We start from the raw sequence: 15,865 nt of genomic DNA on the forward strand, positions 1-15,865 counted from the left end.
CAAGTAAGCCCCCGAGTCAATCCTCCATACAGTCTCCACACGCTCGCCAACGGTCCTGCATACGGGGCGCGCAGAGTGGACACCCTCAACGAAATCGTCAGAGGAGAAGCAAAATGCGCATGAACGCACTCGTCGTAACGGCGATCGCTGGAGCTGTCGCGACAATCGTCGGCCTGACTGGGCTGTCCGTCGGTGTCGTCACCGCCACGAACGGGAGCGCGCCAGTCTTTGGTAACTCGGCCGGATCGTCGTGCGTGCAGCCGCCACTAGCGGGATCCATTGTGAATGTGTCGCTGCGGAGCATGGGCGGCCCCATGATGGGCAACAACTCGAGGATGGGCGCTGACAACGGGATGACGGGTAAGAGTACGGGGAATCGAACGATGCCACGCGGGACCATGAGTCTCAGCATCGATCGATCCCGTGTCGGCTCAGGAGTCGTTTCCTTCCTGGCCACTAATGAGGGCAGCATCCGCCACGAACTGGTCATCCTTCCGCTGACGGATTCGCAGGTCGCGGGCAGCAGGCCGACCTCCAGCGAAAATAAAGTCGACGAGACCGAGAGTCTCGGCGAGGCCTCCGCAACGTGCAACGCCGGTGAAGGCTCCGGAATCGCTCCCGGGAGCGCCGGCTGGGTGACGCTCAACCTGGCGCCGGGACGATACGAGATCGTCTGCAACCTGCCAGGCCACTATGCCGCGGGGATGTACCAGGAACTGATCGTGTTCTGACTCGACGAACACGCGAATTCTTGAGCTATCGAAACAGAACAGAGCAAGGGAGAAAAATATGATGTGGGGAAACGGGTCTTACATGGCGTGGGGATGGCCCTTCGGGTTGTTGGTCGTCGTCGGCATCGTGCTGTTGGCCATTTGGGCGGTCCGATCCTTTGGCGGTTCGGTACAGCACCACGATCAGCGGGCGGCAACGTCGCGCGATGAAGGGGCCGTGCAGCCGAGCAAGGCTCGCCAGATTCTGGACGAGCGCTTCGCAGCCGGCGATCTGAGCGCCGATCAATATCGAGAACAGCTGAAAGTGCTTGGCATTCCATCGTCCGGTGCCGACGGCGGCGATGGAAAGCGCTAGACAAGGATCAGGAATCTTAGGGACCGTTCGTAATCTGACAAGATCATTGATGTAATCCGATACCCCCGGGGTATACTGGTACTTCCGTTTCATCAATGAAGGAGAAACCCATGTGTAGTCCCGTCCGCTGCGACCGTTGCAACAAGATCACCTGGGCTGGATGCGGCGAGCATGTGGCCAGCGTGATGGCCGATGTTCCGCCCGCCCAACGCTGCACCTGCAACTAACCAGCACCGTCCCGTCTTCGCGAGGGGTTTCGAACGAGTGTTGACGAGCAGGGAGGCACTCATCGTCTCCGCACTCAGGCTTCAGAGCGAGACACATCAGCGACTGGTTGCCGTCTCCGGTGGCCAGTCGCTCTGCACTCTTTCGCGCGGCGCTGACCGCTTGCAGAGCCTGAAGTATTTCGAAGGAATGGCTGCGGCCCTTGCCGAGGTGCGTCGGGCAATCCGTCTCCTTTCGTATTCTCCCGACGAGGATACCCACGAGGCGCTTCGCGACATCCGCGATCGACGGGCCACCCAGTCCGGTGCGCCGGGTCGCACCGGTTGGGCGTGGGCGGACTACCTTGCTGGCGGGGTCGACGCGGTAGAGCGCCTGCTCGCCGAGTATCCCTGGCTAGCGCACGGAAGGCGCGGTTGCCCCGCCGACGCGACCCGCGCATCTGGTGACAGTCAGTCGTGATGTTTGGCGAGTCGGTACATCGTCCAGTTCAGGCCGAGGAAGCGGATGAACTGCAGGACGGGGTTGCTTCGTCGTCGCAATTCGCCCGTCCCGGGCAGCGGCGCTGCATCGATTCGTGCCTGTGCGTCGTCCACGCTGATCTCCCTTGGTCGGTGAAGCAGGTTATTCGGGGATGAGGTACCAAAGCGGGTAGGCCTTGGCCTTGTAGATGAACAGGGTGTGCAGCATCCGCTTTACCCAGTGCGCGGCGAGCCCGATGTCGCCGGTTGTCTCCTTGGGATCTCGGCCGGCCGTGTTCGGGTGCCGGGAGTAGTCCGGCACGATGGGTGACATCGACATGGCCGCCGCGGTGCCGGAGAGCATTCCCGTTCCCGTCGAGGCGATGCAGGCTGCCGCCATGTCGCCCATCGACGCCGTGTGGGTCGGCTCGGTGGAGCCGCTCAGGACCATGTCGGAAATGGTCATCGCCACGGCCTTTCCCATGGAGCCTGAGGGCATGCCCGTGCGTGGCGGCGCCGGGGCGACCAGGACGCCGTCGGGGGTCGCATAGGGGCGGGAAATCGCGTGCGGCGGGGCAAACGCGATCCCGATCCCGAACACGTTGTGGTGCAACGGGGTCTGGTATGTCTTGGGCCAGTCCTGCGCCGTCCACTGGTCGAAGGGTTTGGCTTCGTAGTTCGCGTCTACCCGCATGAACCCGCTGGGAGCGAAGATCGAACCCGTGATATCGGCTCCATCCCTATCGAAGGCCTCAAGGCCCACGCCACGGAACGGTGGGAGAAGCATGGCGAAATCGAACGGCTGGGTGTTCTCCGTGCCGTCGATCTGCCGGTAGTGGATCAGGCCGGGTTCGATCTCGGTGACCGCGGCCTGGGTGATCGCCTTCATCGCCCGTTCGCGGAAGAGCGACTCCATCCAGGCCTCGCTCGTGATCCTGCGGTCGCCCTGGCTGAAGGTCATTCCGCCGACGCCGAAATCGCCCAGCTCATGCTCGTTGGTCAGGTAGATGACCTCTGCCCGTTCCCGGACCCCTGCCGCGCGGAGCTCATGTTCGACATTGAAGGCATACTCGAACGCCGCACCCTCGCAGGTGCAGGTCCCATGGCCCACTCCGATCACCAGGGTCTGCCGGCGACCGGTCTTCAACGTTCCGATGACCGCAGCCAGGCGTTTAGCTGCCTCGACGGCGTGGCTGGGCGTGCAGACCGACACGGTGTGACCGGCGTCCGGACCGAGGCCCGGAGTTGCCTCGAAGTTCAGGCGGGGGCCTGTCGCATTGATGAGGTAGTCGTAACGGATGCGTTCCGTCTGGCCGGCCCGCTTCGGGTCCGTGTACACCACATCCACGGCTCCGCGGGGGCTGACGGCATCCCCGTCCGGTCGCAGTGCGACGGCCCGGGCCTGGCGGAAGACGATTCTCTTCCGCCGGTAGATCGGCGCGAGCGGGAACACCACCTTGTCGGGGCGCATCTTGCCGACACCGACCCAGATGTTCGAGGGGATCCAGTTCCAGTTCGAGTTCGGTGACACCACGACCACTTCGTGCTTCCTGCCCAGTCTCCGCTTGAGGAACAGCGCAGCGGTGTGGCCGGAAACCCCGGCTCCCAGAATGACGACTCGTGCCATGTCAGACCCTCTCAATCCCAGCCTCGATGCTGTTGATCTGAACCATACTCCTATACCTAAGGGGGTATCGCTTATATCTAATGGGGTATTGCTTTCGCGCTGTCGGTCCATCGCAGGGAGGGAAGAGGGGCGCCCACGGTCTATGGACGCCCCTCCACCGTCTGTTCGTGTCAGCCGCCGAAGGCGGACAGGTGGTGCTGCGAGGCGGTGAGCAGGTGCTCGTAAACGGCCAGAACGTCGGGAGCGGTGACTCCGGCCGAAGCCGCCGTCAGGTCGGCGATGTCGGTCGTCTCGACCGTGCGGGCCGTTTCCCTGGCCGCGTCCACGCTCGCTGAGCCCTGGGAAAGCAGGGTGTCGTAGAGCTTTTGGCTGGCGTCGGTCGGGAACCTTCCGACCTCGAGGCCGATGGTCGGGTCGGTGATGCTGTAGCGCTCCAGAAGAGTGCGAACGGCATCCAGGTGCATCGTCTCAGACCGGGCGATCCGGCTGAAGACCGCCACGTCATACTTCTCGGCGAAGGCGACATACAGGTCATGGGCTACCTTCTCCTCGGCCGCCAGCGCAGTGAGGCTGGCCTTTTGCTCATCGTTCATCGTGCCGCTGGCCACGTCGGCGAGGCCGGCGCCCATGCCCATACCCTTGCTGGTGTCGCCCTGCATGCCGGCACGGTTTCCTGCGCCCATGCCTGCGCCCATCTCGGAGGCGGAGCCCATGCCGTCGCCCATGCGGTTCATGTGCTCAGTTTGGGCGTATGGCTGGATGCTGGATGCTGTTGGTCCGGTACCCTGCGGATCCCCGCCGCGGTTCATGGCGGCGATGCTCGGTGTGGCGATGAGGGCGGTGATGACGACTCCGCTGGCGATCGCCGTGGTGATGATGATTCCCTTGCGCATGATGTGCTCCTTCAGATTGTGGGTTGTTGCTACCTACAAACTCCCTCCCCGCGGTGCAGGGGGTCTGCCGGGTGTGTGGAGATCGCGTGGAGAACTGAAGGCGCCGCCACCGCGGACGGGGGCGGCGGATAGGGTGAAGTTATGCCAACAGTGCTGGTCGTCGAGGACGAACGTGACATCCGGGACGTGCTCCGTCGGTATCTGGAACGGGCTGGATTCTCGGTGCTGACGACCGCGTCGGGAGCGGAGGCGCTGCGTCTGCTCGACTCGGCAGACCTCGTACTCCTCGACCTCGGCCTTCCCGACATCGATGGCACCGAGATCCTCCGCGAGGCCCACGGAATGCAGAACCTTCCCGTGATCGTGCTGACGGCCCGCAGCAGCACGGACGACCGGATTCACGGCCTCGAGCTGGGCGCCGATGACTACGTGACCAAGCCGTTCAGTCCCGCCGAGGTGGTGCTTCGGGTGCAGGCCGTGCTCCACCGATACAGCGGACTGCCCGGGGAGGCCGGCCCTGTCGCCTACGGCAACGGGCGGCTCCGCATCGATGAGGCCTCGCACAAAGCGTGGCTGGACGAAGCCCTCCTCGATCTGACCCCTACCGAATGGGGGCTTCTGGCCGCGGTCGCGGCCGCGCCCGGGCGGGCGTACTCGCGTTACGAGCTGGTCAACCGGGTGCGCGGCTACGAGTATGCCGGCTACGAGCGCACCATCGACTCCCACATCAAGAACCTCCGGCGCAAGCTCGGGGCCTCGGGAGCGGAAGTTTTGGAGACGGTTCTCGGCGTCGGTTACCGGCTTGCTCTCCGGCGGGACGATGCGTCATGACGACCCGTGGTCTTGGGCTCGGCCCACTCGGACGTCGGTTCCTGCTCGCGTTCATCCTGGTCGCGGTCTCGTCGGTGGCCGTGCTCACCGGCGCGGCCCTGGTGGGTGTGGATCGCGGAGTGCAGGTTTCGCAGCAGGCCGACCGCGAACGGGTTGTTGCGGCCGCCGCGGCGGCGGCTGCCGACGCCTACCGTTCTGGTGGTGGTTGGGAACAGGCCGATCTGGGCCGCGTCTTCGCGATCGGCGAGGCGGCGTCGGCCCGACTCGCCATTCTCGACGTGAACGGTACCACCCTTCAATCCAGTGCTGACAACAGCGGAAGTGCCAACAATCAGGGAATGGGCCAGGGTATGGGCCAGGGAATGGGGCAGGGCTCCGGGATGGGCCAGACGGTGGTGTCGGCGCCGATCGTGAGCGAGGGTAGCCAGATCGGCACCGTTCGAATGAACTTCGGCACCATGGTTGCGACGCAGGTCGTCGACGTGGCCTGGCCCTGGATCGCCGTGGCCGCCATCGTGGCACTTGTCATGGCACTCGGCGCGAGCTTCCTGGTCACGCGGCTCCTCGTTCGGCCCATCCAGGCGATCACGGGGGCCGCACGGTCGTTCACGGCCGGCGATCGGAACTCCCGTGCCACGGGTCCCGGCCCGGGGAGCTCGGCGAGCTGGCCGTCGCCTTCAACGGCATGGCGGATGCCGTGGTTCGGTCCGATCGCGACCGGCGCAACCTCACGGCCGATGTGGCCCACGAACTGAGAACCCCGCTGGCGGCGTTGCAGGCCGGACTGGAGGAGTTGCGCGACGGACTCGTGCAGCCCACGCCGGAGGGCCTCGCCGGCCTGCACGACCAGTCGCTGCGCCTGGGCCGGGTGGTGACCGATCTGGCCGAATTGTCGGCGGTGGAAACCGCTGGACTCTCCCTGCACCTCGCATCCGTCGACCTGGCGCAGGTCGCCCGGAACGAGTGTGCCCTCCGGGAACCCCAACTGCGCGCTGCCGAGCTCACCCTGACACTCGAGCCCGGGGGACCCGCATTCGTGCGGGCGGATGCCGACCGCCTGCACCAGGCCATCGGCAATCTCCTCGCCAATGCAGCCCGATATTGCCGGCCGGGTGACAGAGTGACCGTCACGATCTCCGTCGACCACGGACAGGCGGTGCTCTCGGTCGCCGATACCGGGCCGGGCATCCCGCCGGAAGAACTCCCACACATCTTCGACCGCTTGTGGCGGGGCAGTGCGGCGGAACAGGTCGCCGGTTCGGGCATCGGGCTCGCTGTCGCGCGCGAAATCGTCAGCAGCCACGGCGGGACTATCCAGGCGACGTCCGCACCAGGTGAGGGAACCAGAATCACTATCCGGCTGCCCGCCACGGGCTAGGGCCGGCGAGTTCGAACCATGCGCCGTTGGCAGGTCAGGCCGTCGTTTGCCGCGCGGAGATGCTCGCGCGCACCGCATCCATGTCCAAAGCCTGCACGCCGGCGATCACCTCGTCGAGGGACGAGGCGTTGAGCGCTCCGGGCTGGGAGAAGACGAGGATCTTGTCCCGGAATGCCATCAGGGTGGGAATGGAGCGGATGCCGGCCGCGGCAGCCAGGCCCTGTTCTGCCTCAGTGTCGACCTTCGCGAAGATGATCTCGGGGTGCTTCTCCGACGCGGCCGCGAAAGTTGGCGCGAACATGCGGCACGGGCCGCACCAGCCGGCCCAGAAGTCCACCAGCACGACGCTGTTGTCGGTGATGGTCTCGTCGAAAGTCTTTTCGGTGATGTCAGTGGTAACCATGGTCCGATAATCTACCCCCTAGGGTATTTCCTGCAAGGTAGCCATGCGCTCGACATGTCTGTGCCCGGACGTGCCCTCTCTTGCGAACAAATACCCCCGGGGGTATTGTGATGCGATAGAGCCGATCCGCATCGAGACCTGGAGGACCACGGACCATGGACGTCATCGTCATCGAAACCCCGCAACTGGGAGATCGCAGCTACCTGGTGCATGACGGCGTCGTGGCGCTTGTCATCGACCCGCAACGCGACACCGACCGAGTGGAGGCCGCTGCCCTCGAAGCGGGGGTCACGATCACCCACGTTGCCGAGACCCATCTGCACAATGACTATGTGACCGGTGGGTACGATCTTGCCCAGGCGCACGGCGCCAAGTACCTGGTCAACGCGGCCGACCCCGTTTTGTTTGAACGAGAACCGGTCACGGACGGCCAGATCATCCAGATCGGCGCCTTCAGCGTCGCCGTCGTCGCCACCCCGGGGCATACGCACACCCACGTTTCCTACATCGTCAGCGATGGCACTACTGACGCCGTCTTCTCCGGTGGAAGCCTGTTGTACGGTTCCGTCGGACGTACCGACCTGGTTGCCGCCATCGACACCGTCGGACTCACCCATGACCAGTACGCGTCCGTGCGCAAGCTCGTGCACGAAGCCCAGCACGACGCGGGGCTCTTCCCGACACACGGGTTCGGCTCGTTCTGCTCCAGCGGCCCCGCCACCGGATCCGGCTCATCCACCATCGGCGAGCAGATCACGACCAACCACGCCCTGATCGACGCCGATGAGGAGCACTTCGTCGCCACGTTGATCGCCAACCTCACCGCGTACCCGTCGTATTACGCGCACATGGCACCGGCCAACATGCAGGGTCCCGGTCCGGCTGACCTCGAGGTGCCCGAGTCTCTGGATGCCGCAGAGCTCGCCCGCAGGCTCGCCGACGGTGAATGGGTCGTCGACCTGCGTAATCGCGTCGCGTTCTCCAGTGGCCACCTGCAGGGGGCCGTGAGCTTCGAGTATGGCAATGGTTCCAACTTCACGACCTATCTCGGTTGGGTTCTGCCCTGGGACGAGAAACTCACCCTCGTCGGCACACACGCCGACGTCGAAGACGCAATCCGTGACCTGTCGCGGATCGGCATCGATTCCCCGGATGCCGCCATCGGCACCGAGCCGCACGCGCTCGCCCCGGATGCCCCGGTTGATTCCTATCCCCGCGTCGGCTGGGCGGAACTCGCGCGCGACCACGCCGCAGGCGACGTGCTTCTGGACGCGCGACGCACCGACGAGTTCGCCGACGGGCACCTGATCGGCGCGGTCAACGTGCCACTGCACGAGATCCTTTCCCGGATGGACGAGATCCCGGCGGGCACCATCTGGGTGCACTGCGGATCGGGTTACCGTGCCGGCGTTGCCGCGAGTTTGCTTCAGCGTGCGGGCCGGGACATCGTGCACGTGGACGCCTCCTTCGCCGATGTCGAATCGGCCGGCATGCCGATGGCTGAGAAGGCCGTCTAGCACCGTGACCGTGCTCCGAACGGCAGGACACTCGGCCGAGAGGCGAAGCCTTCCAGGCTTGTCGATACTCCCTGGAAGATGTTCCCAATCGGAGTGCTTTTCGGGTTGGGGTTGGATACGGCTGCGTCAATCAGCCTGCTCGTCGTCGCCGGGGTGCTCACGCCCGACCTGCCGTGGTACGCGGCATTGGCTCTCCCCGTCGTTTTCATGGCCGGAATGGCGTTGTTCTACAGCGCCGACGGAATCCTGATGAATCGTGTCTACCAGTGCGCGTCCACGGACCCGCTTCGGAAGGTGTATCACAACCTCATCGTGACCGGGGTATCCGTATTCGTCGCATTCTTCGTTGGGGGAATGGGCCTGTTATCCCTCTTCACCGATCTCGGCATCGGCTGGGGAACTCTTGACCTCATTGCGACCATCGGCCCCGACGCCGTGGGCCCAATCCTGGTCGGCGGCTTCACGCTCGTCCTGCTCTCCGCGGTTTTGTGGTCGAGATACCGTACCGACACCTCACTAGAAAGGCGCCTTTAATGGAACTCACTCCCCAGCAGGTATTCACCCCACGTGGCGAGGCCCAGATCATCGACGTTCGAGAAAGCGATGAACTGGTTGACGGGATGATCTCCGGCGCGCAGCACATCCCGCTGGGTGCGATTCGTGGCAGCCACGCGACCCTGGACCCGACCCCTCCCGTCATCATTGTGTGTCGGAGTGGGCGTCGGAGCGCTGTCGCCGCCGAGCATCTGACCGAGGCCGGTTTTGACGCGCACACTATGCCGGGAGGCATGCTCGAATGGGCGGCTGCCGGCCTCCCACTGGTTATGCCCCAGCTTCCGTGATCGTCATTGCCCTCGTCCTGGGCGTGATCGTCGGGGCGCTGCTAGGCCTGGTCGGCGGGGGCGGGTCGATACTCGCGGTCCCCGCCCTTGTCTACGGGCTAGGCCTGCCCCTCGCCGAGGCCATTCCGAGCTCCCTGATCGTAGTCGGAGCAGCCTCCGCCGTTGCCGTGCTCCCACGGCTTCGCCGCGGCGTGCATTGGCGCCTCGCCTTCATCATCGGCGTGGCCGGAGTGGCCACCGCCTACCTGGGCACGACGGTCAACCGGATGCTCGACCAGCGCGTGCTTCTCGGCGCCTTCTCGGTGATCATGGTGATCGCCGGCGTGAGAATGTTCCTCCCAACCCGGTCGGCCGGTGGCCCCTGTGCTCTTCCCGGGGGACGTGTCAACTGGCGCAGTTGCCTGCCCAGGGCTCTTGCCGCCGGTGCCGTGGTCGGATTTCTCACCGGACTGCTCGGCGTCGGCGGGGGATTCCTCATCGTGCCGGCACTCACGCTGGTCCTCGGCCTGCCGATGGGCGTGACGGTGGGCACCTCGCTGGTCATCATCGTCATTAATTCCGTCGCCGGATTTGCAGCGCACCTCGACGAGGTCCAGATCGACTGGGCGGTCACTGGCGCGTTCGCCGCGTCTGCCATGGGTTCATCCCTGGTAGCGGGCCGGCTCGGACGAGGCCTGTCCGACACTGTCCTCAAGCGGGGGTTCGCTGTCCTGGTTCTCGGTGTCGCGGCCTATGTAGCGATCACGGCACTGATCGGCTGAACGCACGTCAGCCGCACGTGCCTAGGACAACGCCAGGAAGAGCTTCTCGAGTTCTTCCACCCGGAGCGGCGTCCTTGCCGAGTCGGTGTTTGTTTCGCTGAGGCATTCTTTCATCGCCGTTGAGATGATCGTGAACCCAGCACGGTCGATCGCGCTGGATACCGCTGCGAGCTGCGTGACAACCGTTCGGCAATCCGCGCCTGACTCAACAGCGGCAATGACGGCGGCCAACTGCCCTTGGGCGCGTTTGAGCCTGTTGACGGTCTTGCGTAGGTCGTCGGATGTGGTCGGTGCGGGGGAGGCGGCGACCGGTTCGTCGCGGCGAGACGCTGAAGGGATCTGCAGGTTTGGCGCAGATTCTGGGGATGATGCCATTCGGTGCTCCTGTGCTGGCGCGAGGTGTCCATGTGCTCGGGTGAGGTTGACCCTCAAAAGAATACCCCGTACCGTATAAAAATACCCCTATGGGTATATACGCTTTCGCGGATATCCCTTCCTATGTGTGATGAGGCCAGCTATGCAGAACGGACGAACTGTCGGAGTCGACTCAGAGCGAGGGATGGCGAGACGGCTGGTGGATTCCATCCTGAATGCGGGCGCATCCCTCCGGCGATGGCCGGCCCGCCGCTGGTGGATCGCGCTCGCTGCTGCGGTCGGCACCTACCTGGTCATCGCGATTCCGACCGACTTGATCGACACGCCGTTCTTCGCACGCGCAGTCGCCCCGACGTCCTGGTCCTGGCCGGTGCTCGCCGCGAGCGCGATACTCGCCGGGCTCGTGTCCGCCACATACGTCGCGTACCCGGAGGGTGCAGCGCCCCGTCGCGCAGAGGGACGACTCGGTATGGCCGGATGGATGATCACCTTCTTCGCGGTCGGTTGCCCCGTATGCAACAAGATCGTTCGCCTCGCCCTCGGTGCAAGCGGAGCGCTGCAGTTCTTCGAGCCGGTGCAGCCGTACCTGGCCGGGGCATCCATCCTTCTGCTGGGCTGGGCGTTGCATGCCCGCCTCACTCGGGAGAGCTCATGCACTTTGGCGTCTGCTGCGCCGAGTCCCATCGTTGTACCGAGCCGGGAGGCATTGACCAGATGAGAATTCCGGGCATGATTCGTGAACTGCGGTCCTGGCCGACACGTCGTCGGCTGATCATCGTTACCGTCGCCGCGATGGCCCTGACCGGACTGACGCTCGCATCCGGAACCGTCGCGATCGTTCGCGGGTCCCTGGTGTTCCCCGGTCCCTGGTGGGCGGATGCGGTCACGGTAGGGGGTGCTTGCCTGATCGGTCTGGTCGTGGCCAGCTACGTCGATGCACCGATCGGTGCGGATGCCACCCTGTGTGATCTTCGCTGGCCGGCGCTCGGCCTGATCTCGCTCTATCTGTCGACCGATCTGCGCACTGCAGTGCCTCTGCTCGAGCCGAGCATTCGTCCTGTCGTCGGCGTCGCGGCGATCGCGTTGTTGGTGTGGGCATTGCTGGCACGGCTGAATAGCGAATACAAGGCAACGCGTAGCCAGCGTCGGTCAGGTACGTCAGGCGACATCGACGGCACCGAAGACGGCGAAGTATGCACGACGTGCCGCCCGTTGTTCCCGAGAGTCGGCGGCCGTCCGTGACGGAGGTCGGGACAGCCTACGACACGGAGCCTGACGGTGGCGGGCGCGGTCAAGCAGTGACCGGTGCCGGGCTCCTCCTGCACGTCAGCGGCGCCGATGCGCCACTGATCCAGGCCGGCATCCGATCCGCGCTCAATGCCAGCGCCCAACTCCCGACGCTCACGATCGAGATCGTGGTCCAGGGGTCGGTCGTGTTGTTCCTGCGCGCGCGATCGGACCTGGAAAACGCCCTGACCGAGCTCGCTGCAACGCCCGTGCGGGTGCTGTCCTGCCAGAACAGCATGCGGTCCGTCGGGCTGGACGCCGCTGATTTGCTGCCGAGTGTGTCAGTCGTCCCTGCGGCTGTCGCCCATCTGACCGCTCGGCAGTTCGAGGGCTGGGCTTACATCCGCGTGTGAGCCGGACGGGGCATCCGTCGCGGTCAGGCCGTCGGCCGGGGGCTCCTCCGGATTCCGGTAGATCGACAGTTCCGGTCCGGGGTGGCGCCGGGTTTGGACGATGATGAGGACGATCCCGGCGATGGCGGCGAGGAGCGCGATGTCCACGTTGATCTTGAGGCCGAAGAGGAAATACTCGGTCGGGTCCAGGCGGAGCGACTCGAGGAACGCCCGTCCGGCGCCGTACCAGAGCAGGTAGAAGCCGAGGGCCTTGCCCCAGCGGAGGTTGAACCGGCGCTCGAGCACGAAGATGATCAGCACGACACCGATCGCGTTCCAGATCATTTCGTAGAGGAAGAGCGGCTGGAAGAGCGTCCCGGCCGGCAGCCCCGTGGGGAAGGCCGCGTTCGTCGACTCGATCTCGAGTCCCCAGGGGAGGGTCGTCGGGCCACCATAGAGCTCGTGGTTGAAGTAGTTCCCGAAGCGGCCGAACGCCTGCGCGAGGAGCAGGCCGGGGGCGAGGGCGTCAGCGAACGAGAAGAATCTGATGCCGGCCCGACGGCAGCCGATATAAGCTCCGATGCTGCCGAAGAGGATCGAACCGAAGATCGCGAGTCCGCCCTCCCAGACGAACAGCACCTTCCAGAGATCCGCGCCGGGGAAGAAATAATCGGTCGGATGAGTGACGACGTGGTACAGGCGACCGCCGACGATTCCGATCGGGACCGTCCACGTGGCGATGTCCATCACCATGCCCGGCTTGCCGCCACGAGCCGTCAACCGCGCCGAGGACAACCAGACGGCGATGACGATGCCGGTCAGGATGCAGAGCGCATAGAAGTGAACACGCAGGGGTCCCAGATCGAAAAAACTGATGGATGGGCTCGGAATGCTGGTGTGAAGCACCGTGTTCACCTTTCGATCGTCGGTCTCGGCGCAGCTGGCGGACGAAGGTCTCCCAGAGGTTCCGGAGGGGTCCGATGTCTCGAACCGCCCAAAGCTTATTCGGGTCCGCTGGGTGCCCCGCACCAGTGCAGCCGCATAGGCGGATGCTGGGAAGGTTCTCATAGAGGGGCGACCCGTGAGGGAGCGGTGCACCCAATGGAGCGATCCCCGAACGCTACGATCGAAACGTGAGGCCCGTCCCGAATTCGGTTACTCCGTCGTGGGTCGCCCGAATCGTCGTGGTCACGGCGCTCGTCGGTGTCGGGGCAGGTTTGGGCGGGCTCGCGGTGAGCGTCCTCCTTCGAGCGATTCAACACCTCGCCTACGGCTACTCCGAAGGTACCTATCTCGACGGGCTGGCCAGGTCCGCACCGCAGACGCGCGTGATCGCCTTGTGCGTTGCGGGCGTGATCGGTGCCGTCGGCTGGTGGGCCGTGCGTCGCTGGGGGCGACCCATCGTCCCGGTGAACCGAAGCGTTGCCGGCGAGCGGATGCCCGTGCTCGCGACCCTGGTGAACTCGGCCTTGCAGATCGTGATCGTCGGGTTGGGCGCGTCGATCGGCCGCGAGATGGCCCCCGCGAGCTGGGCGCACTGGCGGCGGGCTGGCTCAGCGAGAAGGCAGGCGTCACTGCCCGCGAACGTCGTGTTCTGGTCGCGTGCGGCGCCGGGGCAGGGCTCGCCGCGGTCTATAACGTGCCGCTCGGGGGTGCGCTCTTCACCGTCGAGATCCTGCTCGCCGAGCTGACTCTGGCCACGGTGCTGCCGGCCCTCGCCACGTCCGCGATCGCGACACTGGTCGCGCAAATCGTTGTGCCCACGACCCCGCTGTACTCCGTGCCGCAGTTCACTCAGACCCCATCGCTCCTGGTCTGGTCTCTTCTTGCCGGACCCGTGATCGGGTTCGCTGCGGTCGGTTTCGTGCGACTGGCCGCCGGGGCCGAGAAACGGCGTCCGCAGGGCTGGCTGATTCTGGTCGTCATGCCGCTGGTGTTCTCGGCCATTGGACTACTGTCGCTCCTACTTCCAGAAATTCTCGGCAATGGACGTTCACTCGGCCAGACCGCGTTCGACGCCGTCGTGCCGATCGGGCTGGTGGCGGTGCTCCTCGTTGCCAAGGTAGGAGTCACGATCGCCACGATCGGCAGCGGTGCCGCCGGAGGAACTCTGACGCCCTCGCTCGCGATCGGTGCCGCGTTCGGCATCGTGACCGGAGGGCTCTGGGGCACGTTGTGGCCCGGTACTCCGGTGGCGGCCTTCGCTCTGGTGGGCGCGGCCGCATTCCTCGGCGCTGCCATGCGCGCACCCCTGACAGCTCTGGTCCTGGTGCTCGAATTCACCGGGCAGGGACCGGCACTGCTGATCCCCATGACGCTTGCGGTTGCGGGTGCTGTCGTCGTGGAATACCTCCTCGGGCGGAGACGGTTCCTCGGCATTGACTAACGCGGATCATGTGCTGATGGAGTCCGGTCAGTGGCTCGCGGCAGTCAGGAGTGTACGCACTTCGGCGAGGGTCGGTACACGGCCGGAGACGACGACTTTCTCGTTGATGACGAGGGCAGGGGTGCTCATCACGCCATATCCGAGGATAGCGGTGTAGTCCTCGACTTTTTCGATGCTGGCCTCGAGGCCGAGTTCGGCGACGGCGGTGGTGGCAGCCTTGGTGAGGTTGACGCAATTGCGGCAGCCGGGGCCGAGGATCTTGATGTTCATGAGGGGATTCCTTTCGGGTGCGGTGATCAAGCCAGGATGGCGTTGAAGAGGTAGCCGACGGCGACGATACCGAGGCCGGTGGTCGTGATGAAGATCGCGAGGAGCTGGGGCTTGAGCACCCGGCGGAGCAGGATCATCTCTGGCAGGGACAGTGCGACGACGGCCATCATGAACGCGAGCAGGGTGCCCATCGGCAGGCCCTTGTCGTAGAGGGCTGCGACCAAGGGCATTACCCCGGCGGCGTTGGAGTAGAGCGGGACGCCGATGAGAACGGCGATCAGCACGCCGAAGGGGTTGCCAGGGCCGGCGTAGGTGGCGAAGAAGTCGGTCGGTGCCCAACCGTGAATCAGGGCTCCGAGACCGATGCCGACGAGGAGGTAGACCCAGATCTTTGCGATCAGGCTCCTGACCTCTTCGACACCCATCTGCATCCGCTGCCCAAAGGTCAGGCCGAGGGAGGGATCAATGATCTGGCCGCCGAGCTTTACATCGAAGACGAAGGGTTCGACCCAGCGTTCGACGTGCAGGCGACCCAGGATGTAACCGGACACGACTGCGATGGTCAGACCGGAGACTACGTAGAGGGCGGTGATCTGCCACCCGAAAAGGGTCAAGAGCAGGCCGATGGCGATCTCGTTTACGAGGGGGCTCGCGATCAGGAAGCTCGTCGTGACGCCGATCGGTACGCCCGCAGCGACGAAGCCTATGAAGGCGGGCACGGCGCTGCAAGAGCAGAACGGGGTGATGACGCCCAGGGCCGCCGCGAGGAGGTTCCCGACGCCCTCGCGTTTGCCGCCGAGGAAGGCCCGCGTGCGCTCCACGCTCATGAAGGAGCGGAGCACGGTGGAGGCGAAGATGATGATGACGAGCAGGAGCAGGATCTTCAGCGAGTCGTAGAGGAAGAAGTGGATGGTCTCGGTGATCTGGTTCTTCGGGTCGAGGCCGAACGCATCGTAGAGGATGACGTTCCAGAGCCACTCGTTGGCCCAGTAGGCCAGCGCCCACACGCCGATCCCCGCAATCAGGACGCCGACCCGGCCGCGGGTCGTGGTCGGTATCCGTTCGGCGATGTTCACGAGGACTCCTTGACTAGGAACGCATACGTATTCGACGTGCGTCTAATCATTAGTGTGCCACCTCTTTGATATATGTCAAGAAGGTGGGATGATGGACCCATGCCCAAGACCCTTCCCC

Annotated in this window: 20 protein-coding genes and 1 pseudogene; 13 read left to right on the forward strand and 8 right to left on the reverse strand. The window is 65.0% G+C overall.

Features of this window, described 5'->3' with window-relative positions; translation table 11 throughout:
• Positions 1 to 398 precede the first annotated feature (398 nt).
• Together RGU41_RS04055 and RGU41_RS04060 are read left to right on the forward strand one after the other, a co-directional pair.
• A complete protein-coding gene (locus tag RGU41_RS04055) occupies positions 399 to 731 on the forward strand; it encodes a sulfocyanin-like copper-binding protein (RefSeq protein WP_322135613.1) in 333 nt (110 codons plus the stop codon).
• 58 nt (positions 732 to 789) lie between these two features.
• Positions 790 to 1,086, forward strand: coding sequence for an SHOCT domain-containing protein (locus tag RGU41_RS04060; RefSeq protein ID WP_134447456.1), 297 nt, complete (start codon positions 790 to 792; stop codon positions 1,084 to 1,086).
• A 674-nt stretch (positions 1,087 to 1,760) separates the two neighbouring features.
• Here RGU41_RS04060 and RGU41_RS04065 read toward each other — a convergent pair.
• The 3 genes from RGU41_RS04065 to RGU41_RS04075 form a co-directional block, all read right to left on the reverse strand.
• On the reverse strand, positions 1,761 to 1,904 hold the full coding sequence (locus RGU41_RS04065; protein ID WP_166787303.1) for a hypothetical protein: 144 nt from the start codon (positions 1,902 to 1,904) through the stop codon (positions 1,761 to 1,763).
• A gap of 28 nt (positions 1,905 to 1,932) precedes the next feature.
• Entirely contained in the window at positions 1,933 to 3,396 is a 1,464-nt protein-coding gene (locus RGU41_RS04070; protein WP_322135614.1) for an FAD/NAD(P)-binding oxidoreductase, read from the reverse strand.
• A 170-nt stretch (positions 3,397 to 3,566) separates the two neighbouring features.
• On the reverse strand, positions 3,567 to 4,289 hold the full coding sequence (locus RGU41_RS04075; RefSeq protein WP_322135615.1) for a DUF2202 domain-containing protein: 723 nt from the start codon (positions 4,287 to 4,289) through the stop codon (positions 3,567 to 3,569).
• A 141-nt stretch (positions 4,290 to 4,430) separates the two neighbouring features.
• Between RGU41_RS04075 and RGU41_RS04080 the strand changes: the two genes are divergently transcribed.
• From RGU41_RS04080 to RGU41_RS04090, 3 genes are read left to right on the forward strand one after another with little or no spacing between them, the layout of a single operon-like run.
• Complete coding sequence (locus tag RGU41_RS04080) at positions 4,431 to 5,120, forward strand: response regulator transcription factor (protein ID WP_322135616.1); 690 nt, start codon at positions 4,431 to 4,433, stop codon at positions 5,118 to 5,120.
• Positions 5,117 to 5,875: a hypothetical protein gene (locus tag RGU41_RS04085; RefSeq protein WP_322135617.1), complete on the forward strand. Its 759-nt coding sequence runs from the start codon at positions 5,117 to 5,119 to the stop codon at positions 5,873 to 5,875. Before RGU41_RS04080 ends, RGU41_RS04085 begins: the two co-directional genes overlap by 4 nt.
• On the forward strand, positions 5,818 to 6,498 hold the full coding sequence (locus RGU41_RS04090; RefSeq protein WP_322135618.1) for a HAMP domain-containing sensor histidine kinase: 681 nt from the start codon (positions 5,818 to 5,820) through the stop codon (positions 6,496 to 6,498). The genes RGU41_RS04085 and RGU41_RS04090 overlap by 58 nt, the downstream gene beginning before the upstream one ends.
• Positions 6,499 to 6,532: 34 nt before the next feature.
• Here the strand turns inward: RGU41_RS04090 and trxA are convergent, their stop codons facing one another.
• Complete coding sequence (trxA, locus tag RGU41_RS04095; RefSeq protein ID WP_322135619.1) at positions 6,533 to 6,901, reverse strand: thioredoxin; 369 nt, start codon at positions 6,899 to 6,901, stop codon at positions 6,533 to 6,535.
• Between the two features lie 155 nt (positions 6,902 to 7,056).
• On the opposite strand from trxA, the gene RGU41_RS04100 reads away from it, so the two are divergent.
• From RGU41_RS04100 to RGU41_RS04115, 4 genes and pseudogenes are all read left to right on the forward strand, one after another.
• The gene (locus RGU41_RS04100; protein ID WP_322135620.1) at positions 7,057 to 8,418 is read left to right on the forward strand and encodes an MBL fold metallo-hydrolase; all 1,362 of its coding nucleotides are present in this window, start codon (positions 7,057 to 7,059) and stop codon (positions 8,416 to 8,418) included.
• Between the two features lie 36 nt (positions 8,419 to 8,454).
• Positions 8,455 to 8,952 (forward strand): annotated as a pseudogene (locus tag RGU41_RS04105) (HoxN/HupN/NixA family nickel/cobalt transporter); the annotation flags it as partial.
• A complete protein-coding gene (locus RGU41_RS04110) occupies positions 8,952 to 9,260 on the forward strand; it encodes a rhodanese-like domain-containing protein (protein ID WP_322135621.1) in 309 nt (102 codons plus the stop codon). The pseudogene RGU41_RS04105 and the gene RGU41_RS04110, both read left to right, overlap by 1 nt.
• Positions 9,257 to 10,021 carry a sulfite exporter TauE/SafE family protein gene (locus tag RGU41_RS04115; RefSeq protein ID WP_322135622.1) on the forward strand — a complete coding sequence of 255 codons (765 nt, stop codon included), beginning with the start codon at positions 9,257 to 9,259 and terminating at the stop codon, positions 10,019 to 10,021. Before RGU41_RS04110 ends, RGU41_RS04115 begins: the two co-directional genes overlap by 4 nt.
• A 21-nt stretch (positions 10,022 to 10,042) precedes the next feature.
• Here RGU41_RS04115 and RGU41_RS04120 read toward each other — a convergent pair whose 3' ends face one another.
• Entirely contained in the window at positions 10,043 to 10,360 is a 318-nt protein-coding gene (locus RGU41_RS04120) for a metal-sensitive transcriptional regulator (protein ID WP_322137294.1), read from the reverse strand.
• A 235-nt stretch (positions 10,361 to 10,595) separates the two neighbouring features.
• Between RGU41_RS04120 and RGU41_RS04125 the strand changes: the two genes are divergently transcribed.
• The 3 genes from RGU41_RS04125 to RGU41_RS04135 are packed head-to-tail and all read left to right on the forward strand — an operon-like array spanning position 10,596 to position 12,036.
• Positions 10,596 to 11,114, forward strand: coding sequence for a hypothetical protein (locus RGU41_RS04125; RefSeq protein ID WP_322135623.1), 519 nt, complete (start codon positions 10,596 to 10,598; stop codon positions 11,112 to 11,114).
• Complete coding sequence (locus tag RGU41_RS04130; protein WP_322135624.1) at positions 11,048 to 11,638, forward strand: hypothetical protein; 591 nt, start codon at positions 11,048 to 11,050, stop codon at positions 11,636 to 11,638. Before RGU41_RS04125 ends, RGU41_RS04130 begins: the two co-directional genes overlap by 67 nt.
• 56 nt (positions 11,639 to 11,694) lie before the next feature.
• Entirely contained in the window at positions 11,695 to 12,036 is a 342-nt protein-coding gene (locus RGU41_RS04135) for a DsrE family protein (RefSeq protein WP_322135625.1), read from the forward strand.
• On the opposite strand, the gene lgt is transcribed toward RGU41_RS04135, so the two are convergent.
• The gene (gene lgt / locus RGU41_RS04140; protein ID WP_322135626.1) at positions 11,965 to 12,921 is read right to left on the reverse strand and encodes a prolipoprotein diacylglyceryl transferase; all 957 of its coding nucleotides are present in this window, start codon (positions 12,919 to 12,921) and stop codon (positions 11,965 to 11,967) included. The two genes, RGU41_RS04135 and lgt, sit on opposite strands and share 72 nt — an antisense overlap.
• A 466-nt stretch (positions 12,922 to 13,387) precedes the next feature.
• Between lgt and RGU41_RS04145 the strand changes: the two genes are divergently transcribed.
• Complete coding sequence (locus RGU41_RS04145; protein WP_322135627.1) at positions 13,388 to 14,401, forward strand: chloride channel protein; 1,014 nt, start codon at positions 13,388 to 13,390, stop codon at positions 14,399 to 14,401.
• Positions 14,402 to 14,428: 27 nt separating this feature from the next.
• Here RGU41_RS04145 and RGU41_RS04150 read toward each other — a convergent pair whose 3' ends face one another.
• A complete protein-coding gene (locus RGU41_RS04150) occupies positions 14,429 to 14,671 on the reverse strand; it encodes a thioredoxin family protein (protein WP_134447483.1) in 243 nt (80 codons plus the stop codon).
• Between the two features lie 26 nt (positions 14,672 to 14,697).
• Positions 14,698 to 15,747 carry a permease gene (locus RGU41_RS04155; protein WP_322135628.1) on the reverse strand — a complete coding sequence of 350 codons (1,050 nt, stop codon included), beginning with the start codon at positions 15,745 to 15,747 and terminating at the stop codon, positions 14,698 to 14,700.
• Positions 15,748 to 15,865: the final 118 nt, after the last annotated feature.

This window comes from Cryobacterium sp. 10C3, from assembly GCF_034314285.1.
Lineage (GTDB): Bacteria > Actinomycetota > Actinomycetes > Actinomycetales > Microbacteriaceae > Cryobacterium > Cryobacterium glucosi.

Coding starts and splice junctions, on each gene's coding strand:
- RGU41_RS04085 (WP_322135617.1), top strand. CDS start 5,117: ATGACGACCCGTGGTCTTGGGCTCGGCCCACTCGGACGTCGGTTCCTG.
- RGU41_RS04110 (WP_322135621.1), top strand. CDS start 8,952: ATGGAACTCACTCCCCAGCAGGTATTCACCCCACGTGGCGAGGCCCAG.
- RGU41_RS04150 (WP_134447483.1), bottom strand. CDS start 14,671: ATGAACATCAAGATCCTCGGCCCCGGCTGCCGCAATTGCGTCAACCTC.
- RGU41_RS04080 (WP_322135616.1), top strand. CDS start 4,431: ATGCCAACAGTGCTGGTCGTCGAGGACGAACGTGACATCCGGGACGTG.
- RGU41_RS04070 (WP_322135614.1), bottom strand. CDS start 3,396: ATGGCACGAGTCGTCATTCTGGGAGCCGGGGTTTCCGGCCACACCGCT.
- RGU41_RS04075 (WP_322135615.1), bottom strand. CDS start 4,289: ATGCGCAAGGGAATCATCATCACCACGGCGATCGCCAGCGGAGTCGTC.
- RGU41_RS04100 (WP_322135620.1), top strand. CDS start 7,057: ATGGACGTCATCGTCATCGAAACCCCGCAACTGGGAGATCGCAGCTAC.
- RGU41_RS04060 (WP_134447456.1), top strand. CDS start 790: ATGATGTGGGGAAACGGGTCTTACATGGCGTGGGGATGGCCCTTCGGG.
- RGU41_RS04055 (WP_322135613.1), top strand. CDS start 399: ATGAGTCTCAGCATCGATCGATCCCGTGTCGGCTCAGGAGTCGTTTCC.
- RGU41_RS04130 (WP_322135624.1), top strand. CDS start 11,048: ATGCACTTTGGCGTCTGCTGCGCCGAGTCCCATCGTTGTACCGAGCCG.
- trxA (WP_322135619.1), bottom strand. CDS start 6,901: ATGGTTACCACTGACATCACCGAAAAGACTTTCGACGAGACCATCACC.